This is a genomic window from Campylobacter sp. CNRCH_2007_0968H (assembly GCF_025773245.1).
GTDB lineage: Bacteria > Campylobacterota > Campylobacteria > Campylobacterales > Campylobacteraceae > Campylobacter_D > Campylobacter_D lari_D.
Genome location: NZ_JAKMTQ010000005.1, coordinates 62,457 through 88,513, shown reverse-complemented (window position 1 = coordinate 88,513; position 26,057 = coordinate 62,457). Strand labels below are relative to the sequence as shown.

Annotated in this window: 23 protein-coding genes; 18 read left to right on the top strand and 5 right to left on the bottom strand. The window is 30.1% G+C overall.

The annotated features are described in order from the left end of the window. Position 1: 1 nt before the first annotated feature. The gene (accD, locus tag L8Y18_RS04130; RefSeq protein WP_263660733.1) at positions 2–844 is read right to left on the bottom strand and encodes an acetyl-CoA carboxylase, carboxyltransferase subunit beta; all 843 of its coding nucleotides are present in this window, start codon (positions 842–844) and stop codon (positions 2–4) included. A gap of 50 nt (positions 845–894) precedes the next feature. After that, the gene (bamA, locus tag L8Y18_RS04125) at positions 895–3,111 is read right to left on the bottom strand and encodes an outer membrane protein assembly factor BamA (protein WP_263676315.1); all 2,217 of its coding nucleotides are present in this window, start codon (positions 3,109–3,111) and stop codon (positions 895–897) included. 77 nt (positions 3,112–3,188) lie between these two features. Between bamA and L8Y18_RS04120 the strand changes: the two genes are divergently transcribed. The 13 genes from L8Y18_RS04120 to ribD all read left to right on the top strand — a co-directional run bounded on the left by L8Y18_RS04120 (position 3,189) and on the right by ribD (position 16,079). After that, complete coding sequence (locus tag L8Y18_RS04120; RefSeq protein WP_263676314.1) at positions 3,189–4,016, top strand: prephenate dehydrogenase; 828 nt, start codon at positions 3,189–3,191, stop codon at positions 4,014–4,016. A gap of 76 nt (positions 4,017–4,092) precedes the next feature. Next, positions 4,093–5,472 carry a M23 family metallopeptidase gene (locus L8Y18_RS04115; RefSeq protein ID WP_263728886.1) on the top strand — a complete coding sequence of 460 codons (1,380 nt, stop codon included), beginning with the start codon at positions 4,093–4,095 and terminating at the stop codon, positions 5,470–5,472. Between the two features lie 2 nt (positions 5,473–5,474). Beyond that, positions 5,475–6,359: a UDP-3-O-acyl-N-acetylglucosamine deacetylase gene (gene lpxC / locus L8Y18_RS04110; RefSeq protein WP_263660735.1), complete on the top strand. Its 885-nt coding sequence runs from the start codon at positions 5,475–5,477 to the stop codon at positions 6,357–6,359. Between the two features lie 41 nt (positions 6,360–6,400). Further along, entirely contained in the window at positions 6,401–6,808 is a 408-nt protein-coding gene (locus L8Y18_RS04105) for a tRNA threonylcarbamoyladenosine biosynthesis protein TsaB (RefSeq protein WP_263676343.1), read from the top strand. A gap of 8 nt (positions 6,809–6,816) precedes the next feature. Beyond that, positions 6,817–7,695 carry a homoserine kinase gene (gene thrB / locus L8Y18_RS04100; RefSeq protein ID WP_133319641.1) on the top strand — a complete coding sequence of 293 codons (879 nt, stop codon included), beginning with the start codon at positions 6,817–6,819 and terminating at the stop codon, positions 7,693–7,695. A gap of 24 nt (positions 7,696–7,719) precedes the next feature. Next, complete coding sequence (locus L8Y18_RS04095; RefSeq protein WP_133319640.1) at positions 7,720–7,986, top strand: DUF448 domain-containing protein; 267 nt, start codon at positions 7,720–7,722, stop codon at positions 7,984–7,986. Beyond that, positions 7,967–10,600 (top strand): translation initiation factor IF-2, encoded by a 2,634-nt coding sequence (infB, locus tag L8Y18_RS04090; RefSeq protein ID WP_263676313.1) that lies wholly within the window; start codon positions 7,967–7,969, stop codon positions 10,598–10,600. Before L8Y18_RS04095 ends, infB begins: the two co-directional genes overlap by 20 nt. Further along, entirely contained in the window at positions 10,597–10,959 is a 363-nt protein-coding gene (gene rbfA, locus L8Y18_RS04085; protein ID WP_263676312.1) for a 30S ribosome-binding factor RbfA, read from the top strand. The genes infB and rbfA overlap by 4 nt, the downstream gene beginning before the upstream one ends. Next, a complete protein-coding gene (gene rimP, locus L8Y18_RS04080) occupies positions 10,949–11,371 on the top strand; it encodes a ribosome maturation factor RimP (protein WP_133319638.1) in 423 nt (140 codons plus the stop codon). Before rbfA ends, rimP begins: the two co-directional genes overlap by 11 nt. Before the next feature lie 73 nt (positions 11,372–11,444). Further along, complete coding sequence (locus L8Y18_RS04075; RefSeq protein ID WP_263659731.1) at positions 11,445–11,732, top strand: hypothetical protein; 288 nt, start codon at positions 11,445–11,447, stop codon at positions 11,730–11,732. Between the two features lie 11 nt (positions 11,733–11,743). Next, a complete protein-coding gene (locus tag L8Y18_RS04070) occupies positions 11,744–13,690 on the top strand; it encodes an McrB family protein (RefSeq protein ID WP_318529912.1) in 1,947 nt (648 codons plus the stop codon). An 8-nt stretch (positions 13,691–13,698) separates the two neighbouring features. Continuing rightward, a complete protein-coding gene (locus L8Y18_RS04065; protein WP_412175791.1) occupies positions 13,699–15,078 on the top strand; it encodes an McrC family protein in 1,380 nt (459 codons plus the stop codon). An 8-nt stretch (positions 15,079–15,086) separates the two neighbouring features. After that, on the top strand, positions 15,087–16,079 hold the full coding sequence (gene ribD, locus L8Y18_RS04060) for a bifunctional diaminohydroxyphosphoribosylaminopyrimidine deaminase/5-amino-6-(5-phosphoribosylamino)uracil reductase RibD (protein WP_263676310.1): 993 nt from the start codon (positions 15,087–15,089) through the stop codon (positions 16,077–16,079). Here the strand turns inward: ribD and sppA are convergent. The 3 genes from sppA to L8Y18_RS04045 form a co-directional block, all read right to left on the bottom strand. Continuing rightward, positions 16,076–16,969, bottom strand: coding sequence for a signal peptide peptidase SppA (gene sppA, locus L8Y18_RS04055; RefSeq protein ID WP_263669743.1), 894 nt, complete (start codon positions 16,967–16,969; stop codon positions 16,076–16,078). The genes ribD and sppA overlap by 4 nt on opposite strands. A 24-nt stretch (positions 16,970–16,993) precedes the next feature. Continuing rightward, positions 16,994–20,428 (bottom strand): S8 family serine peptidase, encoded by a 3,435-nt coding sequence (locus tag L8Y18_RS04050; protein ID WP_263676309.1) that lies wholly within the window; start codon positions 20,426–20,428, stop codon positions 16,994–16,996. Between the two features lie 91 nt (positions 20,429–20,519). Further along, on the bottom strand, positions 20,520–21,737 hold the full coding sequence (locus L8Y18_RS04045; protein ID WP_263676308.1) for a metal-dependent hydrolase: 1,218 nt from the start codon (positions 21,735–21,737) through the stop codon (positions 20,520–20,522). Positions 21,738–21,825: 88 nt separating this feature from the next. On the opposite strand from L8Y18_RS04045, the gene aroQ reads away from it, so the two are divergent. The 5 genes from aroQ to flhG are packed head-to-tail and all read left to right on the top strand — an operon-like array spanning position 21,826 to position 26,052. Next, the gene (gene aroQ, locus L8Y18_RS04040) at positions 21,826–22,308 is read left to right on the top strand and encodes a type II 3-dehydroquinate dehydratase (protein ID WP_133319632.1); all 483 of its coding nucleotides are present in this window, start codon (positions 21,826–21,828) and stop codon (positions 22,306–22,308) included. Beyond that, entirely contained in the window at positions 22,305–23,330 is a 1,026-nt protein-coding gene (locus tag L8Y18_RS04035; protein WP_263676307.1) for a M24 family metallopeptidase, read from the top strand. The genes aroQ and L8Y18_RS04035 overlap by 4 nt, the downstream gene beginning before the upstream one ends. Position 23,331: 1 nt before the next feature. After that, the gene (gene folK / locus L8Y18_RS04030) at positions 23,332–23,805 is read left to right on the top strand and encodes a 2-amino-4-hydroxy-6-hydroxymethyldihydropteridine diphosphokinase (RefSeq protein WP_263659453.1); all 474 of its coding nucleotides are present in this window, start codon (positions 23,332–23,334) and stop codon (positions 23,803–23,805) included. An 8-nt stretch (positions 23,806–23,813) separates the two neighbouring features. Beyond that, positions 23,814–25,196, top strand: a complete 1,383-nt coding sequence (gene flhF, locus L8Y18_RS04025; RefSeq protein ID WP_263661153.1) for a flagellar biosynthesis protein FlhF — start codon at positions 23,814–23,816, stop codon at positions 25,194–25,196. Further along, complete coding sequence (gene flhG, locus L8Y18_RS04020) at positions 25,189–26,052, top strand: flagella biosynthesis ATPase FlhG (RefSeq protein WP_133319628.1); 864 nt, start codon at positions 25,189–25,191, stop codon at positions 26,050–26,052. Before flhF ends, flhG begins: the two co-directional genes overlap by 8 nt. Positions 26,053–26,057: the final 5 nt, after the last annotated feature.

Sequence of the window (26,057 nt, the reverse complement as noted above, 5' to 3'; positions counted from 1 at the left end):
TTTAATTTTTAGAAAAAAATCTTAAAAAATCTGCTATAAATTTTTTATGTTCACTTCTTTCTACAATAGCATCAATTAATCCATGTTCAAGTAAAAATTCGGCCTTTTGAAAGCCTTCTGGTAAATCAGCACCTATAGTTTGTTTGATAACTCTAGCTCCTGCAAAGCCTACTAGGGCACCAGGTTCAGCCATAATGATATCTCCAAGCCAAGCAAACGATGCGCTCACCCCACCCATAGTTGGATCAGTTAAGACAGAAATATAGGGAAGCTTTTCTTCTGCTAATAGCTTTAATGCTGCACTTGTTTTGCTCATTTGCATTAAAGAATAAGTGCTTTCTTGCATTCTAGCTCCACCACTTGCGCTCACTATAACAACAGGAGTTTTTTTCTCAATCGCTCTTTCAATAGCTCTAAGAATTTTTTCACCTTCTACTGAGCCCAAACTTCCACCCATGAAAGAAAAATCAAAAACAACTAATTGAGTTTTAATGCCATCTATATTGCACTCGCCGCTTATTATAGCGCTTTTTCTTCCTGTTTTTTCTTCATTTTCTGCTAATCTTTTTTTATATGATTTACTATCAACAAATTTAAGCGGATCAATCGCATGTAAATCTTTATCCATTTCTACAAAAGTATCTTCATCACTAAGTAGCTCGATACGTTTTAAAGGATTTAATCTCATATGAAAATTACATTTAGGACAAACATTATAACAAGTTTCTATTTCTTTATAATACATTAACGCATGACAAGAATTACATTTTACCCAGTGATTTGGAGCTTCGCTTGGAGCGGCTTGTTTGCGTCTTATACTAGAAAAAATATCTAAAAAATTCATTATCTCTACCTAAAATAAAATTTCAAAATTATAGCAAGATTTTAGTATTTTTAAAATCTTGCACCCAACATAAACTCGAATTTGCTTAAGTCGTCTTTTGAATTAGTGTTAAATGGTTTAGCAAAAACTAAATTTAAAGCACCTAGTGGGGTTAGCCACTCAAAGCCAACACCTGTGCTCCATCTTTGAATTTGACTTAAAGAACTTTCTCCTATGGCACCATAGTCAAAAAACACACTTCCTCTTAGTTTGATTCTATCAAAGATTGGAAAGCTAAGCTCTACAGAATTTGCAAAAGCCACTGTACCACCTGTTTCATCACCCCATTCGTTTTTAGGACTCACGCTTCTTCTATCAAAACCTCTAATAGTTCCTATGCCTCCAAGGTATAATTTTTCATTGATAGGTAAATAACCTTGATCCCATACCTTATAAAAACTTGCTTTATAGCGATAAATCAAATCCCAACCTATAAATTCTTCTAAGCCTTGATAATAATTAAATTTAGTAGTAGAGCTTATGAATTCTTGATCTCCACCTAAGCCTGCATATTCAAGTGAGGTTGAAGCGATAAAACCTGATCTTGGTAGATAATAATCATCTGTATTGTTAAATACTATTGAAGGAGTGATAGAACTTTTGTAAGTTTTACCAAGTTTATATCCTTGAGCGATTAAGCGATCACTCAAATGATAAATATCACTTTGTTCAAGATTGTAAGTTAAATCTATGCTTGTATATCTTCCCAAAGTTTTACCAACACTTATATCAAAACCATAGTTTCTCTCATCATAACTATCCCATTCTAAACGATCTGAATATAATGATCCTCCAAGAGAATAATCACTATCATTTACTCTAGGATTTCTTAAAGATATTCTACCTGAAAGTGTATCATCGCCTTTGTCTATACTTACACTTCCTTTCATGCCAGAGCCTAAGATATTTGCATCAGATAATGAAGCACTAAGTAAAATTCCATCACTAGTTCCATAACCAATACCACCTGAAATAGCTCCAGTTGAAGCTTCTTTGACTTCTACTATCAAATCAATATGCGTATCATCTACTCTTTGTTCTTTAATATCTACATTTTCAAAATATGCAGTTCTTCTTAGAGCATTTCTTGAGTCTATTAAATCAGTTCTATTGTAAAGATTGCCTTCGGTTAGATAAAGCTCTCTACGAATAACCCTATCAACTGTTTTAGTATTACCTGAAATTTCAACATTTCTAACATATACTTTTTCATTAGGTATGACTTTAAAAATAATCATAGCTTCATGGTTTTCTTTATCTTTTTGTATATCAGGTATAACCTGTACAAAAGCATAACCCAAATCAGCTGTTTTTGTTTCTATAGTTTTTATATCTTCTCTTAGTTTTTCTATATTAACTATTTTTCCAACACTTAATTTTAAATCATTTACTAAAGCTTCATTTTCTTCATCACTAAAAATAGGATTAAAAATTTTAATCCCTTTAACTTTATAAACCTCACCCTCGTTGATAAAATAAGTTAAATCAGCTTGATAAGTATCTGTATAAGTATTTAAAAAAGCAGGAGATACGCTCACATCAAGATAACCTTCTTTTAAATATACATCTGAAATTCTTGAGCTATCATTTGCAAGATCAAAGATTTTAAGCTTACCATCGTTAAAGCCCCACATCCAGCCTAGGGCTTCTCTTTGTTTATTTGCTACCGCAGGTTCAATATCTGAATAACTTAAATTTTTTGCACCACTTAAATGTACTTTTTCTATGATGATATTTTCCCCACGATTTACAACAAAAGTAAGTTTTAATGAGCTTGAATTACTTAATTTTTCATCTTTGATTTCTACAACAGTATCATAAAAACCTTTGGCTTGATAAAAAAGTTTGATTTTTTCAGCTGCGTCTTTAGCTGAATTTTCATCATATAAAATTCCAGGTTTTAAACCAACAAGGCTTTCTATTTGTTTTCTATCGTTACTTGCTATACCTTGAATATCTATTTTTCCAATGGAAGGTTTTTCTATTACTTTAAAAGTTAGCACCCCATTTTTTTCTTCTACTACTATATCTTTAAAATAATTTCTATCAAAAAGGTTTTTAATCGCTATGTCTATACTAGCAGGGTCGATTTTTTGTCCTATTTTTAATTTAGAAATCGCAATAGCACTTTCTTTAGAAAGTTGCGATAAGCCTTCAAATTTGATATCTTTAATCGTAGCTGCACATAAAGAACTTGAGAGTGCAAAGAAAACAAACCATTTTTTCATCATTTTACCTAAATTTTTATATACAAAATCGTTATAATACCAAAATATTTTTAACTAATGCTTTTTAAGGAAAATTTATGAAAGTAGGTATAATCGGACTTGGCTTAATAGGTGGATCTTTGGGCCTTAGCTTAAGAGAGAATAAATTAATAGATTTAGTTTGCGGATATGATATAAACAAAGAATTTGAACAAATCGCGCTAGAGCTAAAATTAATAGATAAAATTGTTTCATTTGAAGAGTTAAAAAAATGTGATGTAATTTTTTTAGCTATCCCTGTAAGAGCTATTGTAAAAATTTTAAAAGAATTTCAAAATATTTCTAAAGATTGCACTATCATTGAGCTTGGAAGTACAAAAGAAGAAATTATTAAAAATTTACCATCTGATTTACAAAGTCAATTTATCGCAGCTCATCCTATGGCAGGAACAGAAAATAGCGGTCCAAATGCAGCTATAAAAGACTTATATAAAAATGCAGTTTGTGTTTTATGTGATGTGCAAAATGCTGATCATATCCATCAAAAAAGAGCTATAGAAATTTTTTCAGATTTAGGAATGAAGCTTGTATTTATGGATAGTATTTCACATGATCATCATGCTTCTATCATTTCACACTTACCGCATGTGATTAGTTTTTCCTTGGCAAATTTTGTAATGAAAGAAGAAAATAAAAAAAATATAGCCCACCTAGGAGGTCCTTCTTTTAAAGATATGTGTAGAATTGCAAAATCAAACCCTCAAATGTGGAGTGGTATTTTTGAACAAAACAAACAAAATTTATTAAATTCTATTGATTTATTTCAAAAAGAATTACAAGAGTGTAAAAAAATGATAGAAAAATGTGATATAAATGAACTTGAAGCTTGGATTAAAAGCGCAAATAAGTTAAGAGAAATTTTGTAAAATTTTTTATAATTTACTCTTAATTTGCTAAAGCATAATATATTTTTACAAAAATTATACAATGAAAGTGGAGAATATGGTTTTTACGCGTAAAAGATCAAATAAAAAATGGATTTTTCTAGTTTTTTTAATACTTTTAGCCTTTGGGGTTTTTGTGTTAAATACAAAGCTGTTTGAAAAAAATCCTCCATTAATCCAAACAAAATCAGATATTATTTATAGCAATTTAACAGATCCTATATCTATAGAAATAAGCGATGAAAGCGTTTTAAAAGATGTTAAAGTCACACTATTTAAAGCAAATGAATTAAATGGTGAAATGCTTGTTAATGAACATGTTAAAGGTAATAAAAAAAGTGTCCATTTTGATTTAAAACTACCAAAACCAGCTTATAAAGAAAATGTTGATTCTTATAAGCTTGTAATAGAAGCAAGTGATAGTAGTTTTTGGAATTTCTTTTTAGGAAATCAAGCGCTTAAAGAAGTGAAAGTTATCATTGATACCAAAAAACCATTTGTAGAAATTTTAGACAATTCTTATCAAATCGAACAAGGTGGAGTAGGTAGTGTGGTATTTAAAGCAAGTGATGAGAATTTACAAGAAGTTTATGTCACAACTGATAAAGACAAAATTTTTAAAGCAACTCCTTATGTGAAAGAAGGATATTATGCTGCTTTGATTCCTTGGGAGGCAACCGATGAGCATTTTAGAGCTTATGTAGTAGCAGTAGATAAAGCAGGTAATGTAAACAAACAAAGAATTAGATATTATTTTACCAATAAAAAATACCGTGTATCAAATATAAAAGTAAGTGATAGATTTTTAGATGGAAAGATTGAATTTTTAGCACAAAAATATGCTCCAAAAGACAGAGAGTTAAGCAGGCTAGAAAAATTTAAATTTGTTAATGAGGACTTAAGAGCTTCTAATGAAGTTATCATTCATGATATTACGAGTAAAGTTCCTGATACTATGATTAATAATTTTAAAGTCAATCTTTTCAAGCCTTTAAAAAATGGCCAAAAAGTAGCTGATTATGCTGATCATAGGTTTTATTCTTATAATAATCAAGCATTTAGTAGCTCTTATCACATGGGGCTTGATTTAGCAAGTGTAAAAGAAGCGCCTATCATTAGCAATAATGATGGTGAAGTGGTATTTGTACAAGAAAATGGAATTTATGGACTAAATATTATTATTTATCATGGTTTTGGGATTTATACTCTTTATGGACATTGCACTAATGTGGATGTAAATGTGGGCGATAGAGTTAGAGCAGGTGATGTTATAGGCACTACAGGCACTACAGGCTTAGCGCTTGGAGATCATGTGCATTTTGGTGTTTTGGTGCAAGGTGTTGAAGTGCGTCCTGAGCAATGGCAAGATGCAAAATGGATAAAAGAAAATATCTATAATGTATTAGAATCAAGCAAAAAAAGAATTTTGAGTGAATAAAAATGAATCAAACAACAATAGCAAAAGAAGTTAAAGGTGTTGGTATAGGTTTGCACAAGGGTGAGCCTATTAGTATAAAATTAGAGCCATTAGAAGCTGGTAGTGGTATAGTGTTTTATAGAAGTGATTTGGGAATTTCTTATGAAGCAAAGCCTGAAAATGTCATCGATACACAAATGGCTACTGTAATAGGCGATCATAGGGGTTATGTTTCTACTATAGAACATTTAATGAGCGCAATTAATGCTTATGGTATTGATAATGTGCGTATAGTTTTAGACGCAAACGAAGCTCCTGTAATGGATGGTAGCAGTATAGGTTTTTGTATGATGCTTGAAGAAGCAGGTATAAAAGAGCTTGATGCGGCAAAAAAAATTTTAGTGATTAAAAAAAGTGTAGAAGTAAAAGAAGGCAATAAATTTGTGCGTTTAAGTCCTACGGATATGCCTATTATAAACTATACAATCGAATTTGATAATCCTATTATAGGCAAACAAAATTATTGTTTTGAATTTAGCAAACAAAACTACATAGAGCAAATAGCAAGAGCAAGAACTTTTGGATTTTTAAAAGATGTTCAAGCTTTAAGAGCTATGAATTTAGGTCTTGGTGGAAGCCTAGAAAATGCTGTTGTGATTGATGATAATCGTATTTTAAATCCTGAAGGTTTGCGCTTTAAGGATGAATTTGTGCGTCATAAAATTTTAGACGCTATTGGGGATTTAACCTTGCTTGGATGTAGAGTTTTTGGAGATTATACTTCTTATGCAGGTTCACACAAGCTTAATCATCTTTTAACTAAAGAACTTTTAAAAGATCCTAGTACCTATGAAGTGGTAAGCTTAGAAAAAAGCACACATAAGGTTTACGAAAAGGTTTTTGCATAAAAAAGGTTACTTTGCTTTTAAATGCCATAGCAAAACCTTTAATGCTTGGTATTTATGAAAATGATTTATTGTTAAATACCATTGAAAGTGATTTAAAAGTTAGCGAGGTTTTACCAAAAATATTGCAAGAATTACTTTCACAATATGAGTTTGAAAAGCTTATTTATGTACATGGGCCAGGTTCTTACATGGGTATAAAGATTTCTTATGTTTCTTTTGAGACATTAGCCATAGTCAAAAACATTCCTTTAAAAGCAATCGGTGCTTTTGAGTTAAATAACAACACTCCTGTACCTGCAAACAAACATTTATGTTTTGTAAAAAAAGACAATGGTGAAATTATTTTAGAGAAGACACAAGCAGGAAGTTTTTTTATGCCTCAAAGTTTAAAAGGTTTAAATTTAAGCAAAGAAAATACACCTTTTTATGTTTTAGATGCAATTAATTAAGGTAAAAAATGAAAATTTTAGTTCCTGCGACAAGTGCAAATTTAGGTCCTGGTTTTGATTGTTTGGGCTTGAGTTTAAAACATTTTAATCAAACTATAGTTGAAAAATCTAAATTTTTTAGTATTAACATACATGGAGAAGGTGAAAATAATATCTATCTTAAAAAAAATAATACTTTTGTTAATATTTTTTATGAAATTTATCAAAGACTTAGCGGTAAAAAAGATAATTTTCGTTTTGTTTTTCAAAATAATATCCCTTTAGCAAGAGGTATGGGAAGTTCTTCTGCTGTAATAATTGGAGCTATTGCTTGTGCTTATGAATTAAGCGGATTTAAAGCAGATAAAAATATCATTTTAAATGAAGCTTTAAAATATGAAAATCATCCAGATAACATAGCTCCAGCAGCTCTTGGAGGTTTTGTGTGTGCATTAAATCACAATCAAAAAGTCTTAGCTATAAAAAAAGAAGTAGATAAAGACTTACAAGCTGTTATAACTATACCAAATGTAGCGATGAATACTCAAAAATCAAGAACAGTTTTAGCTAAAAAAATTAATCTAGAAGATGCTGTTTTTAATCTTTGTCATGCTTCATTTTTAACTGCTTGCTTTTTAGAGAAAAAATATGATTTATTAAAATATGCAAGTTTAGATAAACTTCATCAAAATCAAAGAATGAAACTTTTACCTGAGCTTTTTGAAGTACAAAAATTAGCTTTAGATAATAATGCTCTCATGAGCACGCTTTCAGGCTCAGGTTCGAGTTTTTTCACTCTAGCTTATAAAGATGATGCTAAACAAATCAAAGAAAAAATCAAAAATAAATTTGCTAAATTTAGAGTTGAGCTTTTAGAATTTGACGATGAGGGCTTTAAAATTTGCTAAAAATTCCAAAAAAAAGATATAATTTTGAAAAACCATATACCCATTAGAATGTGCATTGTTTGCAAAGGTCGTTATGAAAAGCAAAGTTTGCATCAATTTCAAATAAAAAATTCTCAAATTATCACTAAAGTGGAATTTGGTAGGAGTTTATATATTTGTAATCCATGTTTTGAAAAAGATGAAAAAACATTGCAAAAGGCTTTTATGAGAGCTTGCAAAGGCAATTTTTATGGCAGTATAAATCAGCAGGATTTAAAGGAGATATTTTTTAATGACAGATGTAAAGATTAGCGAAATCGCTCAAGAGTTAGGATATACTAGTAAAGAAATTATAGAAAAAGCCAATGAAATAGGCTTAGAGGATATAAAATCCCCTAACAAAAAAGTATCTTCTGAAATCGCAGAAGCGATTTATCAATATGTGCAATCAGGTGAAATACTAGATGTGGTAAAAAAAGTGGCAAAGCCTAAAAAAGAAAGCGCGGCTAAAAAAACTACTACTAAAAAAGAAGAAAGCAAAAAAGAAGAGAAAAAAACTACTAAAAAAGAAACAAAAACTCCTGTTAAAACAACAAATGAAAAGAAAGAAGAAAGTAAAAAAGAAGAAAAGCAACCTGAAAATCCTATTAAAAATGAAGCATTAGAAGAAAAAAAAGAAGAAATTAAATTCGATGAAAAACTAGGCTCTAATTTAAATTTAGCTAAAAGAAGAGGTTTGGTTATCGTTAAAAAGAAAAAAGAAGAAAGCAAAGAAAACCAAACAAACAATGAAGAAAAATCTAATATACAAAATACTCAAGGCTTGAGCCTTAGTATGATTTTTTCAAATTCAGATGAGAATTTAAAAAGAAAGAAAAAAGAAAAGAAAAATCATCCTGCGACAAGTAAAAAAGAAAACACTACTAAAATGGATCTTTTAGGAGATAAAGACTTTGCTGATATTTCTTTAGAAGATGACGATATGGTAGTTTTACCTGATTTTAGTGTAAAAGAAAACAAACCAGCACAACCAGCAAACAAAAAACAACCAAATATTTTAAAGCAATCTTTAAATAACTCTATCAACCCATTTGGCGAGGGTGGTATACAAAGAAGAAGTCGTAAAAAACCACCTAAAAAGGTAGAGAAAAAAGAAAGTGAAGCTATAACAAGTGTAAGCATACCTAAAGAAATTCGTGTGTATGAATTTGCTGAAAAACTTGGTAAAAACACCGGAGAAGTTATCTCTAAACTTTTCATGCTTGGTATGATGACAACTAAAAATGACTTTTTAGATGAGGATGCTATAGAAATTCTTGCTGCTGAATTTGGAGTGGAGATTAATATCATTGATGAGGCTGATGAGTTTGATTATGTAAAAGATTATGATGAAAATCAAACAGAAGAAAATTTAAGCCAAAGAGCTCCGGTTATTACTATTATGGGGCATGTTGATCATGGTAAGACTTCTTTGCTTGATTATATAAGAAAATCACGCATTGCAAGTGGCGAAGCAGGTGGGATTACTCAGCATGTTGGCGCTTATATGGTGGAAAAAAATGGTAGAAAAATCACTTTTATCGATACTCCAGGCCATGAGGCATTTACTGCTATGCGTGCAAGGGGAGCTAGTATAACTGATATTGTTATTATCGTAGTAGCTGCAGATGATGGGGTAAAACCACAAACTAAAGAGGCGATCAATCATGCAAAAGCAGCTAATGTACCTATTATCATTGCTATTAATAAAATGGATAAAGAAAACGCAAATCCTGACATGGTAAAAACCCAACTAGCAGAAATGGACATCATGCCAGTAGAATGGGGCGGAAGCCATGAATTTGTGCCAGTTTCAGCTAAAAAAGGTGATGGTATAGAGGATTTACTTGAAATTGTATTATTACAAGCTGATATTTTAGAGCTTAAAGCAAATCCAAAAACCCATGCTAAAGCAAGTATTATAGAATCTTCAGTGCAAAAAGGTAGAGGTCCTGTGGCTACTATTATCGTGCAAAATGGTACTTTAAGAGTGGGAAATACTGTTGTAGCAGGGGAAGCTTATGGTAAAGTGCGTGCTATGAGTGATGATCAAGGCAAAGCTTTAAAAGAAATAGGCCCAGGTGAGTGCGGGGTGATCATAGGTCTTAGTGAAGTAGCCGATGCAGGAGAAACTCTAATAGCTGTAGATAGTGATAAGCAAGCAAGAGAATATGCTAATAAACGCCATGAATACAACCGCCAAAAAGAACTAAGCAAATCCACTAAAGTAAGCATAGATGAGCTTGGTGCAAAAATCAAAGAAGGCAATTTAAAAGCCCTTCCTGTGATTTTAAAAGCAGATGTGCAAGGTTCACTTGAAGCGATTAAGGCTAGTTTAGAAAAACTTAAAAACGATGAGATTAAGGTTAATATCATCCATAGTGGGGTAGGTGGGATTACTCAAAGTGATATAGAGCTTGCAAGTGCGAGTGAAAACTCTATCGTTTTAGGTTTTAATATACGCCCAACTGGTGAGATCAAAGAGCGTGCCAAAGATAAAGGTGTAGAGATAAAAACTTATAATGTTATTTATAACTTGCTTGATGATGTAAAAGCCTTGCTAGGTGGTATGATGAGCCCTATTATCTCTGAAGAACAACTTGGTCAAGCTGAAATTCGCCAAGTGATCAGTGTGCCAAAACTAGGACAAATCGCAGGTTGTATGGTGACAGAAGGCACAATCAATCGTGGTGCGAAAATCAGGCTCATTAGAGATGGGGTTGTGGTATTTGAAGGTAATGTAAGCTCGCTCAAACGCTTTAAAGATGATGTAAGAGAAGTTGCAAAAGGCTATGAATGCGGTGTAGGCATAGAAGGTTGTAATGATATGAGAGTGGGGGATTATATAGAAAGTTACAAAGAAGTTGAGGAACAAGTAAGCCTATGAACTCAGCCGAAATCAAAAAGCTACGCACAGAAAGCATTTTAAAAGAACTTATACCAGAAGCTTTAGCAAATTTAGACAACGAAGCTTTAAAAAATTTGTGCGTAGTGGATGTGGAGTGTAAAAAAGGCAGATATGATGCTTTTGTGTATTTAGATAAAATGTTTTTTAATATCCAAGAGCAAGAAATCATACTCAACCAACTCAAAAAAGCCGCCCGTGCTTTGCAAAATTACTGCATGAGTGAGCAAGGGTGGTATAGATGTCCGAATTTTCACTTTAAATTTGATGATAGATTAGAGTATCAAAATCATATGGATGCTTTATTTGAAAAAATCAAAAAGGAACAAAATGAATCTTGAAGCACTTTGTAAAGAAGCAGGGCTTAGCTTTTATGATGATGAGCTAGTAAGTGAAAATGGTAGAAAGATTTATAGAATTTATGTGCAAAAAGAAGGCGGGGTAAATCTTGATGATTGTGCTAAGCTTAGTGAGATTTTATCGCCTATTTTTGATGTAGAGCCACCTGTGGGTGGGGAGTATTTTTTAGAAGTATCAAGCTGTGGGCTTGAGAGAAAACTTAGCAAAATTGAGCATTTTGCAAAAAGCATTAACGAACTTGTAAAAATCACAACTAGTGAAAAAGAAAAAATCGAAGCAAAAATTATCGCCGTAGATGATGAAAATATCACTTTAGAAAATTTAGAAACTCAAGAAAAAACTACTTTAAATTTTAGCGACATAAGAAAAGCTAAAACTTTCATACAATGGTAAAAATTTAGAAATCTAAATTTTTACTTATCTTTTGTATAATTGAATTTAAACATAAGAATAAAAAAGGCGTATAATGCTTGAAAATAAATATGATTATAAAATCAGTAAAGCAGATAAAAATGGCAATGTGTATTATCATTTTCCAAAAGATGAAGATGAATTTAAAGAAGCAGTTGTAAAAAATGGTGGCATGAGTGTGTATGTTTATCAAGATGATAAATTAATAGATGAATTTCATACAAAAAGTCAAGGCTATAAATGGACTTCACCCGTTTTTACCTATTTAAGAACTATGAATAAAAATGGGGAAAGATTTTATAGATATTATAAAAATTGCAAGTTATTTGCGATTATAGATTAAAAGGCTGTATTATGATTGAATTTTCTAATGAAGAAAGAGAAAATTTTATAAAAGCAATAGATGAATTAATAAAGCAGGTAGATGATTGTATTGATAGAAATAAAAAAACTAAAAATGGAAAGATCAGCAGCAAAGGAACTACCTGTAAAATAATTGAAAGTAATTTGAAATTTCTTAAAGAAAAATACAATTATCTTTTTAAACAACAAATAGGAAATTCAGGTGGAACTTTAAGTAAAGATGCATGGATTATATTTGTTAGAAAAGAATTGCTAAATAAAAATTACATTAATAGTGAAAAATTTACTGCCAAAAAAGGTATTTATATATTTATAGGATATAGTGGATATTTTGATAATAAAAAACATTTGAAAATATATTTTGATTTTCCAGATAATAATATAAACAAATCTAGATGTTTAGCAGTAGATAAAATGGAGCATGAAGGATATCTGCAAAAGTTTAATTTTACCTATAATTTAAACGAAAAAGATAAATTAGTAAAAGATTTTTTAGAAATGATGAGTTATTTTAATTCTTTAAATGAAAGTGATTTTGAAATTAATGAAAGCAATAAAATACAAAATCAACAATTAAATTTTGAAAATCAAAATCCACCTTTAAATCAAATTCTTTATGGGCCTCCAGGGACAGGAAAAACTTATCATACTATAGATAAGGCTTTGGAAATCTTGGGTGAAAATTTAGCAAATAAAGATAGAGATGAGAAAAAAGAAAAATTTGATGAGTATGTAAAAAATGGGCAAATAGTTTTTACCACCTTTCATCAAAGCTACGGATATGAAGAATTTGTAGAAGGTATAAAACCTATAATAAACAACGATGAAAATTCTCAAGAATTAAAATATGAGATAAAAAATGGTGTTTTTAAAGAATTGTGTGATAAATCTTTGAAAAACTATATTTCATCAATACAAAATGAGAATGAAACTGACTTAGATAAATTAATTTTTGAATTTGCTAATTATATTAATCAAAATTTTCTAGACAAAGGAAATGAATTTCCTTTAGAAAATAAAGTTAATGTTAAAAAAATCCTTTTAAATTCCAAAGATGAATATCGTTCTTTTTTGTTGGGTGGCTCAATTAAAAGTCCTCAAAGATTGACTATTGATGTTATAAAAAGAGATTATTTAGATTTTATAAATGGAAGAATTTTATCTTTTAAAGATATTAAGCCAAAATATGACAGCCAAAGTGATTACCATGGTAATGCGACTTATTATTTTATGTTTTATAAAAAATTAAAAGAATTTGAAAGTTTGCAAAATGAAAAATTTAAAATAAAAAAAGATAACTTAAAACCTTATATAATAATCATAGATGAGATTAATCGTGGTAATGTAAGTAAGATTTTTGGTGAGCTTATCACTTTAATAGAACCTAGCAAAAGAATAGATGAAAGCGAGGGATTAAAAGTTACTTTGCCTTATAGCGGTGAAAAATTTGGAGTGCCTAAGAATGTTTATATCATAGGCACTATGAATACAGCTGATAGAAGTATAACTTCACTTGATACAGCTTTGCGAAGACGCTTTGAATTTATCGAGATGATACCTAAACCTAATGTTTTGTCAGATAATTGCGAAGGTGTTAATTTGCAAGAATTATTAAAAGCTATTAATACTCGCATAGAATACTTGCTAGATAGAGAAAAGACTATAGGACATGCATTTTTTATAGGCATTGAGAATTTAGAGAAATTAAAAAATGTTTTTCAAAATAAAATCATCCCGCTACTGCAAGAGTATTTTTATAATGATTATGCTTTGATTGACGTAGTTTTAAATAAAAATGGTATGTTGGAAAATGTTATTGTTGAAAATAAAGATTATTTAAAAAATATGACAGAATTTATAGAAAGTGATAAGGTTATTTATAAATTTAGTGATAGTCAAAAATGGGATGAAGCTACTTTTAAAAAAATATATGAATAATGAAAACAATTAACACTTTTTCTATCATCGAATATCAAGCTTTTTCTAAAGAAGATTTAAAAGAAATTTTCAAAGAAAAAGCTGAAATATTTTATAAAGAGCTAGAAGACTTCGCAAAAAACAATGAAAGTCTTCTAGGCTTTAAAAGTAAAAACGCCTTAAAAGCTAAAAATTATGTTGGTATTATACAGACTAAAAGCGGTGTTTTAGAAATTTTGCCAAAATGTACAAATTTGGATAGCTATAAAGAAAAAAAAGATAAATCTTTGAAAGTTTCAAAGAGCAAGTTAAATTATGCCTATACAATAAGCAATGGTAATAAATTATATACTAATTTTAGCTATTTTCAAGAATATAAAATTGTGAAAAACATTAAAGTAAAGAAATGGTATAGTATAAAAGAGATAAATTTCAACCCCAAAAATCTTTTAATTAACATGCTAACAACCTTAAAAAATTTCCCTTTTAAAAAATCTCAAATTTCATCTTTACAAATTGCTAAAATGCCTTTGTTTGAAGTATTTATCACGATGTTTTTAGATGAATTTGATAGTGTGTATAAAAAAGGTTTGATGAGATCTTATGTAAGTAGTGAGGAAAATAGAATTTTTTTAAAAGGAAAATTACTATTCAATGAGCATATAAAATCAAATTTAATACACAAAGAAAGATTTTTCACAAGTAGCGATGAGTTTGTTTTAGACATAGCTCCAAATCGCTTGATAAAATCAACGCTAAATTTTTTAAAATCAAAAACTTTTATAAATAAATTTAGAATTATAAAAGCCATACAAATGCTTGATGAGGTAGAATTTTCTACAAATTACGAAAAAGATTTTAGTTTTAAAATTTCAAGACATTTTGATTATTATGAAAATATACTTTCTTGGTGTAAGATATTTTTGCAAAATCAAAGCTTTGCTCCATATAAAGGTAAAAACGAAGCCTTTGCTTTGCTTTTTCCTATGGAAAAGCTTTTTGAAAACTATGTGGCTTATATGTTTAAACTTGCTAATCCTAGCAAAAATATAAAAACCAAAAGTAGTGGAAAGTATTTAATCTCAAAAAATGATGAAAAATGTTTTATGTTAAAGCCTGATTTATATATAGAAAATAAAATGATCCTAGATACCAAATGGAAAATTCCAGATGATAACGAAGATGAGAAAAAGCATGGCATATCGCAAAGCGATTTATATCAAATGTTTGCTTATGCAAATAAATACGAAATAAAGGAAATTTATCTCATTTATCCTCTATGCGAGAGAACTTTTGACTTAAGAGAGAAATTAAAAACTAAAGATATTAAGTTTTTAGCACAAGGTTTTTTAAAAGCTTACGATGAACATGTAAAGCTTAAGGTATTTTTTGCACCTTTACCTTTTTAGGAAGTAATATGAATCACGAATTTTATATGAATTTAGCTATAGATGAAGCTTGGAAATATCAGCTTTTAACCTACCCTAATCCAGCCGTAGGTTGTGTGATCTTAGACAAAAATGGCAAAATCTTAAGCATAGAAGCACACAAAGAAGCAGGCAAGGCTCATGCAGAACTTGAAGCAGTGAGTAAAGCCTTAAAAGCACTTAATCCAAATTTAGATTTACCACAAAATGCAAATGATTTGCATGAGTTTATTTGCAAAAATCATCAGGGGTTATTAAAAGGCGCTAGTGCTTATGTGAGTTTAGAACCTTGCAATCATCAGGGCAAAACCCCACCTTGTGCAAAGCTTTTTAGCATGCTTGGTTTTAGTGAAGTTTTTATCGCTACTAAGGATGAGCATAAGCTCGCAAGCGGTGGGGCAGAGTTTTTAAAAGATCAAGGCATAAAAGTTCATATGGGAATTTGCGAGCAAAGAGCCAAAGAGCTTTTAAAGCCTTTTTTAAAATGGCAAAAATCAAGTTTTAAATTTTTTAAACTAGCTCTTTCTTTAAATGGCTCTGCTTATGGCAAAATCGTAAGTTCTAAAGCAAGTAGAACTTACGCTCACGCATTACGCTCAAAGCTTGATTTGCTAGTAGTAGGTGGAGAAACTATAAGGCATGATAGGCCTATTTTAGATGCAAGGCTAGCTCAAGCTAAAGCACCAAATTTATGCATACTAAGCCGTCAAAATTTAGAAAGTTTTGATTTAAACATTCCTTTATTTAGCGTAGCTGAAAGAGAAATTTTTACAAGCATTCCTAGTGAAGCAAAGCTCATCATGTATGAGGGTGGGGAGAACTTTTTAAAAGCCTTTAAAGATGAGTTAGATATGCTTTTGATTTTTTCAAGCTCGAATTTAAATACCTTTGAAAATGTTAAGTTAGATTTAAAGCTAAAGCCTTTACACAAAGGCTTTTTAGAAAATGATACTTATGGGTTTTATGAGATTATTAAATCTTAGTAGATTTTTTGTGAGCTTACTTGTGTGAAAAATTGCGCTAAAGTGTTAGCAAAAAAGCTAGCACTTTGCTCTTCTAATCGTTTTAAAAACTTATCTATAGCATCTTCTTTTTGCCAGATAGGGTTTTGCACTTTGGCTAGTTTTTCTAACTCTTTTTTGGCTTGCTCGTAATTGCCTATTTTATCAATGAGTTTTAATTTTAAAGCCTCATTTGCTAAAAATACTTTCGCATCAGCCCATGAGCTTGTTTGGTTTAAGTCTAGCTTGCGATTTTTAGCGACAAATTGTGTGAAAAGTTCATAGCTTTGATTGGCTAAATTTTGCAAAAAGTTTTTTTCATCTTCACTCCATTTACGCATGAAAGTTCCTGCTTCTTTATAGCTTCCTGCTTTGATGGTTTGCTCATTTATACCAAGTTTTTGTGCAAGCTCACTTACTTCAAAACCTTGCATAATTACCCCAATAGATCCTACAAAGCTAGCAGGATTAGCGATGATCATATCAGCTCCCACCGCGCTTAGGTAGCTTCCGCTTGCTATAGTTCCACCTGCATAGACTACCACAGGTTTTTTAGCTTTAAGATCTTGTATAGCTAAAGCTATTTCCATGCTTGGTGCAAAAGCTCCACCAGGGCTATCTATAAAAAGCAAAACTCCTTTTATAGCTTTATCGTCTTTGGCTTTGTAAATTTGTTCTAAAAGATTGCTCGCATCACTAATTTCGCCTTTAAGATTAATTTGAGCTAGGTTTGCATTAGAAAGTTTGGCATTATCCCCGCTTGGAGTAAGGATTAAAAACACGATAAATAAAAACACAAAGGTTTTAAAATAAGTGTTGATATAAGAAATGGTTTTTCCAATTCCTTTAAAAAATGATTTTATAATCTGCATTCTTTTCCTTTTTAAGTTGTTTAATCAAAAATTAAATCCAAAATTTGACACCAAATTAACATTATATTGATTTTTATAAATTTCATTTAATAATTTTATATCAAAAAAGAATGTTTTATTTGGTTTGAAATTTAGTCCAAGGTTAATGTTGAGTAAGTTAGTATCTAAATCATAGTATTGTTTAAATTTTTGATTTTTAAAATCAATAAAATTTGCATTATTGCTTATCTTTTTTCCTGTTAATCTTTTTTCATACAATATAGAACCTGTTATAGTATTTTTATTTTCATCTAAATTTGGTAATACATAAGAAGAAGTAATCCCTAAAACTAAAGATGTGCTGTTGTGTTTTATGCTATCGTAAGATTTTGAAAAAATTCCACCGCTTTCACTAAATGCATTTTGTTGAAAATAATTGTAATTAAAATATACCAAAGGAGTTAAATTTAAATTTTTATTATAACTAAATTCTTTTGCTACACCTAATTGGGTAGAAGTTATCAATCCATTATATGTTCCTTTTAAAGTATCTGAATTTAGTATATATCTTTGCATGTTGCTTGAGTATAATCCTATGCCAATACCGCTTAAAATTTTAAAATTTTCTAAATTCAAAATATAATTGCTTGATAAATTTGCGTTTTTTGTTTTGATATTAGATGTTGAAAAATCAACATTAGAATATGAAGTACTTAAATGCGTTGCGAACATTGAAGAATTAATTTCTTTTCCTACGCTAAGATTGAGTCCATAGGAGCTTCCATGAAAATCATTACCATATATTTTTTTAAAACTAGGTCCCATTTGGAAGATATATGTTTGATTATCATAAAAATTAAAATTAGCTACATCACTTTGATATAATAAATTTGTCGGATAAGTATTACTAGCTAATCTAATATCCTCCATAGGTGTATTTATGAAAGTTGGATTAAGAGTCGAGAGCATGTTATTTTGTCCGAAATTACTGTAGGTGTTTAATAATTGGATTGAATTGGATAAATAATCATTTGATTCCAAGCTTTTTAGACTACTTTGAACGATTTTTTTATCTGCATTATCTAGTAAAATAAAATAATTTTTATAGTTTTCATTTAAGTTATCCATCATTCTAATGCTTCTTAATGCTTGTCCTATGGTGCTATTTTGAGTATTATATGCATTGTTTTTTATAATAGGCTTGACTATTATTTGAGAGTTATCATGTTCAGGTTTTTGTTCAGGTTTTTGTTCAGGTTTTTGTTCAGGTTTTTGTTCAGGTTTTTGTTCAGGTTTTTGTTCAGGTTTTTGTTCAGGTTTTTGTTCAGGTTTTGGTTCAGGTTTTGGTTCAGGTTTTGGTTCAGGTTTTGGTTCAGGTTTTGGTTCAGGTTTTGGTTCAGGTTTTGGTTCAGGTTTTGGTTCAGGTTTTGGTTCAGGTTTTGGTTCAGGCGCGGGCTTATTAATACTAACTTTATCTTCATCTAATACAGCAACAAAATCAATACTATTGTTTCCTGATATTTCAACTTTTTCAAAGTCATTTATATTATTTTTTAATCCAGCTAAATTTATAGTAATTATATTGCCACTAGTGTAAAACATAGGTAATGGTATGTATTGTAATTTACCACCTTCTATTTGATAAGAATTTGCTATAAGTTTAGAATTACCATTATTTCCAAAATCAAGCTGCAAAATAGCATTGTTTTTTTGGTTATATAGACCTTCTACAATTAAATCGCTTAAGTCTTGATTTCCAGGTCTCACAATTCCTTGATTGTATAAATTATTTTTTATTAAACCATTTCCACTAAATTTACCATTAGTTAAAACTTTAACCTCCCCACTTATAATTCCTTTATTATTTTGTGTTTTTATTAGGGAAAGCTCACCCTCTTTTACTATAGTTTTACCAAGATAAGTATTTTCTCCACTTAAAATTAACCTCCCTTGACCATCTTTGATAAATCCAATATTTAAATTTTGTATTTCATCTTTTGGAGAATTTAAAGCATCGAGTCTATGTAAACTATCATCCCATTTTTTTTGAGATATGTTATTGCTAAAAGTCGCGTTATATCCTTGAGTATTTATAGTATAGTAAGCTTCTTTTTCGCCATAAGTATCGGTAATATCTTGTGAATTTAATCTATTTGCATCTAAAATTCCTATACCATTTATGGCTTTTTTAATGTCCAGAATGCCTTGTCCTAAGATTTGTTCTTTTTTGAGAGTTTGTATTCCTTTGTAGTCTTCATTGGCATTTTGCATAAGTGGATATTTGTCGATTAGATTGTTTAATATCTTATCTGCTTCAAAACTCCAATATCCAGCATCTATCAAATCTTGTTTTATTTTATTTTTATCATCAGGGATAGGCGTATCTATATAAATAATAGTATAATAGGATTGTTTTCTTCCATTGGAAGTATTGAGAAGTTGAGTTTCTTTTACTGTTAGTTTTGGAGTTTTGTAATTTTTATTTGCTGTACTTAATAAAACATCAGCTATTTGTTTTCCATTTAAAAAAGGGAATTTTTCTGACACTAAAGCAGCAGCTCCACTTACCATAGGAGTTGCCATAGAAGTACCACTCATTTTAACATATAAATTTTTATCAGGTCTTCCAAAAATGGGTTGTATATTATAAGCAGCATTAACTGAATTAACAAAACTTCCAGGTGCTACTAATGAAAAATTTTCAACTCCTTTTAATCCATTGCTATACGATGCTATAGCTTTAGAGGATAATATAAGTTTTCCATTTTCATCTTTTGTAATTTTAGAAGAATCAATGGCTCCAATGCTAAGCCATGATCTTAAATTTTCATCATAATAAGGAAGAGTAGCATTAAATCCAGGTGATACTATACCCTCATTTCCAGCTGCAAATAGTATTAGAATGTTTTTTTCTTTTGCTAACTTTATAATCCCATCAAGCGGTTTATTGTTGTTTGCTAAATTTAAAAAATAATTAGAATTTTGCTTTTTAAGATCTGATACATACCATCCGAGCTGACTCATTCCTACTATTGGATATAATTGTGTATTCCAACTATTATTGATTATTTTTATTTCTTTATCTTTAAAATAATCATAAATATTATAAGGAATTATTTTTTGACTTCCATTGTTATAGCCAAAAATTTGAATTCCATACATTTTCGCATTGTAAGCAATCCCATATGGTTCTTTAATGTTTTTAAAATTACCAAGTATAATTCCTGCTACATGTGATCCGTGAGTGTCTACTGTTAGATCAGGAGTATAAGGTTTATTATTTACTGTTGAGTATTGTTGCTCTATGATTTGTCCTTGCAAACTAGGATGATTTGCATTAAAAGCAGAATCTATAATACCTACATTTATATTTTTTCCTGTGATATTAAGATCGTGTGCTTTATGAACATTAATAACTTCAAAATCATTTAAAGCTAAAATTTGAGTTATAAAAATAAATATTATTAAATATTTTTTCATATGACTTTCTTAAATTTTATTAAAGATTCTTATAATTTTTAAGTATAACAGAAATATTTTAATTTTGATTAGAAACTCTTGTTTAAGATATTTATATTATTTCTTTTCCTTCTATAAAAAGTTTTAACACTTCTTTGCTTTGTAAGATAAATTGCAAAGGAAGTTGTTTTAAATTTGCACTATTTGGTAAAGCAAAAAGACTAAAATCAGCTATTTTGCCTTTTTGAATTTGACCTAGGTTTAAATTTAAGGCTTTTGCGGCTTTATTTGTTGCCATTAAAAGTAACATTTTGGCAAAATTTTCTAACTCAAAATCATGTATAAGTAAATTTGCTCTCATTTCATCAAGTATGCTTAAAGAAGTATTTGAACTTAAGCCATCGGTTCCTAGATGGATATTAATACCATTTTTTAAAGCAGATTTTAATTTAAAAGTATTTTTACTCAAAAGCCTATTTGAAAAAGCACAATGCGTGATTGAGTGCAGATTTTTATCTAGCAAATTCCATTCTTTAAAATACACACAATGTGTAAATAAAGTCCTTTGATCTTTAAAAAGTTCTAAAAAGCTTTGCGGGGTGTAAAATGGCATAGGATTTTTGCTAAATTTAGCCAAGCTCTTTTTAAAACCACCTTTTTTAAACCTTAGCCAGTTGTTTTCATGATTGCTTTCAAGAAAATGTGTGCTTAGTAAATGATCATTTTCTCTAGCAAGTTTTATAGCAAATTTAGCAAGCTCTGGGTGGGTTGAGTAGGGCGCATGCACTGAAATAGCAGGGATAAATTTAGAAGTTTTAAAACGCATGCTTTTTTCATAACGAGTTAAAAATTCCTCTTTTTTTGCTTGGATAAAATTTTCACTTGAACCTAAAATTTCATTAAAAAATATCACTCTAGCTTGTGAATTTACACAAGGGTTTAAATCGCCCCCAAAGCTTGAAATTTCTCCTATAGTAGCAGTGCCACTTTTTAGCATTTTATGAATATTTTGTGAGATTAATTTTTCTTTGGCTTTTTCGTTTAATTGCTCGCGGTTATTAAAAACGCTATCAAGCCATTTTAAAAAGTCTCCAAAGACTAAATTTCCATTATTTGCACTAAATTCTAAATGCATGTGCGGGTTGATAAAAGCAGGTAAAAGCAAGGTATTTTTTGGAGTTGGTATAAGTTTGGCTTTCGGATAGGATTTTTGTAAATTTTCTAAGCTATCAATTTCTAAAATATTATCATCAAAAAGAATAGCTTTTTTTTCTAAAATACTAAATTTATCATCACAGGTTAGGATGATTTTGGGTGCTATTATAAACATTTTCCATCCTTTAAAAAGGTAAATTGTAGCTAAAATTTAGCTTTAAAGTGTTATAATATAGTAAATTTTACTAAATAAAGGTTAGATTATGAAAGTTATGGTGATACAAGGACCAAACATTAATATGCTTGGTGTAAGAGAAACTCACATTTATGGTAATATGAAAATGGAAGATATCCACGAGCAAATGAAACAAGCCGCAAAACAAGCTAATGTGGAGATTGAGTTTTTTCAAAGTAATTTTGAAGGTGAGTTAGTTGATAAAATTCAAGAATGCTTAGGCAGTGTAGATGGAGTGATTATTAATCCAGCTGCTTATGCACACACTTCTATAGCAATCCGCGATGCAATTGCAGCGATTAATATGCCTGTGATTGAAGTGCATATTAGCAATACTTACAGAAGAGAAGAATTCAGACAAAAAAGCATGATAGCGCCAGTTTGTGCAGGTAGCGTGGTAGGTTTTGGTCCTTTTGGTTATCATATGGCTCTAATGGGACTTTTCCAAATTTTTGATCAAATCAATGCATATAAAGCAGCTCAAGCAAAAGCACAACAAGCAAATCAATGAATTTTATCTTAAAAAACGAAAATGCACTTTTTTATGAGTGCGGCTATTCTTGCGATAATGCTTTATTTTTAAAACTTGAAGATAAAGCTTTTTTCATCACTGACGCAAGATATAGTTTTGAAGCTAGCGAAATGATAAAAAATGCTAAGGTAGTTTTAGCACAAGATCTTTTTGATAGCGCTAGAGAGCTTTTAGAAAAAGCAGGAATTGATAGGGTGTATTTTGACCCAAAAGACTTTAGCTATTTTGAATTTAAAGAACTTAGTAAAAGTGTTAATATCGTTTTTGAAGAAAAATTAGACTTGAGTAAAAACAAACGCATTATAAAAAATGCCAAGGAATTACAACTTTTGCAAAAGGCTGTAAATTTTGGTAAAGAATGCTTTGAAGAATTTGCTAAATTTATCAGCCAAGAAGGCCATGGAAAAAGCGAAAAAGAATTACATCTTAAAGCATGTGAAATTTTTCAAAAAAAAGGTGTTTTAGGACTTTCTTTTTCACCTATTGTAGCTATTAATGAAAATGCAGCTAAAGCACATGCTTTACCTAGTGATAAATGTTTAGAATATGGAGATTTGTTATTAGTTGATGCGGGTGTGGTTTATCAAAGGTATTGTTCTGATCGCACAAGAACGGCTTGTTTTGATGAGAATGGTATAGTTTTTGATAAAAATAAGCCAAATTTTAAAGATAAAGAAATTATGCAAATTTATGAAGTGGTTAAGCAAGCTCAACTTCAAGCTATAGAAAAAGCACGCGCTGGTATGATGGCAAGTGAGCTTGATTTTATCGCAAGAGAAGTGATTAAAAACGCAGGTTTTGAAAAAGAATTTATTCATAGCTTAGGGCATGGAGTGGGGCTTGATATACATGAGTTGCCAAATATTAGTCCAAGAAGTGATTATGAGCTAAAAGAAGGTATGGTATTTACCATTGAACCTGGAATTTATATCAAAGATAAACTTGGCATTAGGATAGAAGATATGGTTTATCTTGATAAAGAAAAGGCAGTGGTGTTATAACTTGCTGATTAAAGGGGCTAGAAGGTTAGAAAAAATTCGTTTTTTTCCTTTTTATTCAAAGGCTGATAAAAAAGGAAAATACATAGCCATTATAGGACTTGGAAGCAATATAGAAGATGAAAAAAAACGCTTTCGGAGTTTATTTAGGCTTTTAATGCAAGATAAACGCTTGCAAGTATTGCAAACATCGCCATTTTTGATTAATAAAGCTTTTGGCTTTGAAGAGCAAAAAGACTTTACTAATGCAGTGATGGTTGTAAGCACAAGTTTGCATGCAAGAGCACTTTTAAAAGTTTTGTTTTTTTATGAGTTTAAATTCAAAAGAAAAAGAACTTTTAAAAATGCTCCTAGAACGCTTGATTTGGATTTGTTGTATTTTTCAAAAAAAGCGCGTAAAGATGAGTATTGCATAGTGCCTCATGTGGGGGTAAATGATAGAATTAGCGTAACTTTGCCTTTGGGCTTGTTAAGATAAGGAAAAATATGGGACAATTGATTCATACTTTTACGGTTGAAAGCACAGATGAGATTATACCTAAGGTCAAGCAAGATTATGGCGATAAGGCTTTGATAGTAACTAATAAGCAAATTCGTCCAAAAACTATCAATCAAAAGCCTTTGTATGAGGTTATAGTGGCGATTGAAGAAGCTGATTATGAAGAGCATTTAAAACAAAATAATTTGCCTATGCCACCAAAGAAAAAACCAAACACAGCAAGTTTTCCTGAGGCTAAAATTCAAACTCCAAAACTTGAAGATGAAAAAAAAGAAGAAGATGTAGTGCTTGATTTTTCTTCAAAAGCTAAGCAAAAACCTATTAATCCTTATTTAAATACAAGCAAAAAAGATGATAATTTTTTAAATTTAAAAAACAAACTTTCTCAAGTTAGTTCAGAAATTAGCAAGGTTTCAAACTATCAAGATTTTTCTATGCCAAATCCAAATTATGATAAAAAAATAGAAGCTTTTGAAAAACAAATGAACAAGCTTAATGATAAAATGAATTTACTTGTGGATATGATGTGGGATGATAAGGCAGATTTACGCAAAGAATTAGCTATACCGCCTGAGTTTGCAAGTATTTATAAGCAAGCTAAAGCAAGTGGTATGCAAGAAGCGCATTTAGAAGCGATTATGAAAGCGACTATTGAAAATATGCCAAGCACTATGAAAGCAAATCAAGAAGCAGTGCAAAGGTATTTTTACTCACTTTTGCGTAATATGCTTCCATGTCGTTTAGAAAGTGAAATTAAAAAGCAAAAAATTATGATGTTAGTAGGCCCAACAGGAGTGGGTAAAACTACTACTTTAGCTAAACTTGCTTTTCGCTATGCTTATGGAGATAGACGCTATAAAACCGGTATTATAACTCTTGATACTTATAGAATAGGTGCAGTAGAGCAACTTTTTCAATATGCTAAGATGATGAAGCTTCCTATCATTGATAGTATAGAGCCAAATGATTTAGATGATGCGATTAGAAGTTTAAATACTTGTGAGGTTATTTTAGTAGATACAACCGGAAATTCACAGTATGATAAGGCAAAACTTGAAAAAACAAAAGAATTTTTATCGCATTCTAATGCGCAAATTGATGTGAATTTAGTGCTTTCAGCAAATACAAAATATGAAGATTTATTAGAAACTTATAATAATTTTTCATTTTTAAATATAGACACTTTAATCATTACAAAATTTGATGAAACAAAAGTATTTGGAAATGTGTTTTCTTTGCTTTATGAAACTAGCACTCCGATGAGCTTTTTTTCCATAGGTCAAGAAGTACCTGATGATATAGAAGTAGCAAATAGCGACTTTTTGGTGCGTTGTGTGTTAGAAGGTTTTAGAAGGGATGAAAATGAGTAATCAAGCAGAAAAATTAAAAGATCTAGTAAAAAATGAAAACTCAAATGTAAAACATACCCATTTTATCGCAGTTACTAGCGGTAAAGGTGGGGTTGGAAAAAGTACTTTTAGTGCAAATTTGGGCAACATCCTAGCTAAAAATGGATATAAAGTAGGGCTTTTTGATGCAGATATAGGGCTTGCAAATTTAGATGTGATTTTAAATGTGCGTGTAGAAAAAAACCTTTTACATGTTTTAAAAGGTGAATGCTCACTAGAAGATATTCTAATAGAAGTCAAGCCAAATTTATGGCTTATCCCAGGTGAGAGTGGCGATGAAATTTTAAAATACAATGATAAAAATATTTATGAGAGATTTTTAAATCAAACAAGTATTTTAGATGATTTAGACTTTTTAATCATTGATACAGGAGCAGGTATTGGTGGCAATATAGGGAATTTCTTAGAAATGTCTGATGAGGTTATTGTCATAACTGTACCTGATCCTGCCGCAATTACCGATGCTTATGCTACTATAAAAACTACTTCAAAGACTAAAGAGAATTTATTAATGGTATTTAATGTAGTTAGAAATGAAAATGAGGCTTTAAGAATTTTTGATAATATTAAAAAAGTAGCAGATATTAACATTAAGCATAATTTAAATTTAGAATTTTTAGGATTTTTAGGTCAAAGTAAAGATATTAGTTCTAGTATTAAAAAAAGAACTTTATTTAGCGATGATGATACTAATGCAAGTGATGAACTCAAAGCCATAGCTTCTAAGCTTTTGTATAGGTTGGAACAAAAAGTGCTTAATAATGTGGGAGATAAAAGCATTATGAGTTTTTTCAAAAAGCTTTTGGATCGTTTTTAGATTGA

Bases quoted from the DNA above. Each gene is read 5' to 3' on its own strand.
- accD (WP_263660733.1), bottom strand. From the start codon at position 844: ATGAATTTTTTAGATATTTTTTCTAGTATAAGACGCAAACAAGCCGCT.
- bamA (WP_263676315.1), bottom strand. From the start codon at position 3,111: ATGAAAAAATGGTTTGTTTTCTTTGCACTCTCAAGTTCTTTATGTGCA.
- L8Y18_RS04120 (WP_263676314.1), top strand. From the start codon at position 3,189: ATGAAAGTAGGTATAATCGGACTTGGCTTAATAGGTGGATCTTTGGGC.
- L8Y18_RS04115 (WP_263728886.1), top strand. From the start codon at position 4,093: ATGGTTTTTACGCGTAAAAGATCAAATAAAAAATGGATTTTTCTAGTT.
- lpxC (WP_263660735.1), top strand. From the start codon at position 5,475: ATGAATCAAACAACAATAGCAAAAGAAGTTAAAGGTGTTGGTATAGGT.
- L8Y18_RS04105 (WP_263676343.1), top strand. From the start codon at position 6,401: ATGCTTGGTATTTATGAAAATGATTTATTGTTAAATACCATTGAAAGT.
- thrB (WP_133319641.1), top strand. From the start codon at position 6,817: ATGAAAATTTTAGTTCCTGCGACAAGTGCAAATTTAGGTCCTGGTTTT.
- infB (WP_263676313.1), top strand. From the start codon at position 7,967: ATGACAGATGTAAAGATTAGCGAAATCGCTCAAGAGTTAGGATATACT.
- rbfA (WP_263676312.1), top strand. From the start codon at position 10,597: ATGAACTCAGCCGAAATCAAAAAGCTACGCACAGAAAGCATTTTAAAA.
- rimP (WP_133319638.1), top strand. From the start codon at position 10,949: ATGAATCTTGAAGCACTTTGTAAAGAAGCAGGGCTTAGCTTTTATGAT.
- L8Y18_RS04075 (WP_263659731.1), top strand. From the start codon at position 11,445: ATGCTTGAAAATAAATATGATTATAAAATCAGTAAAGCAGATAAAAAT.
- L8Y18_RS04070 (WP_318529912.1), top strand. From the start codon at position 11,744: ATGATTGAATTTTCTAATGAAGAAAGAGAAAATTTTATAAAAGCAATA.
- ribD (WP_263676310.1), top strand. From the start codon at position 15,087: ATGAATCACGAATTTTATATGAATTTAGCTATAGATGAAGCTTGGAAA.
- sppA (WP_263669743.1), bottom strand. From the start codon at position 16,969: ATGCAGATTATAAAATCATTTTTTAAAGGAATTGGAAAAACCATTTCT.
- L8Y18_RS04050 (WP_263676309.1), bottom strand. From the start codon at position 20,428: ATGAAAAAATATTTAATAATATTTATTTTTATAACTCAAATTTTAGCT.
- L8Y18_RS04045 (WP_263676308.1), bottom strand. From the start codon at position 21,737: ATGTTTATAATAGCACCCAAAATCATCCTAACCTGTGATGATAAATTT.
- aroQ (WP_133319632.1), top strand. From the start codon at position 21,826: ATGAAAGTTATGGTGATACAAGGACCAAACATTAATATGCTTGGTGTA.
- L8Y18_RS04035 (WP_263676307.1), top strand. From the start codon at position 22,305: ATGAATTTTATCTTAAAAAACGAAAATGCACTTTTTTATGAGTGCGGC.
- flhF (WP_263661153.1), top strand. From the start codon at position 23,814: ATGGGACAATTGATTCATACTTTTACGGTTGAAAGCACAGATGAGATT.
- flhG (WP_133319628.1), top strand. From the start codon at position 25,189: ATGAGTAATCAAGCAGAAAAATTAAAAGATCTAGTAAAAAATGAAAAC.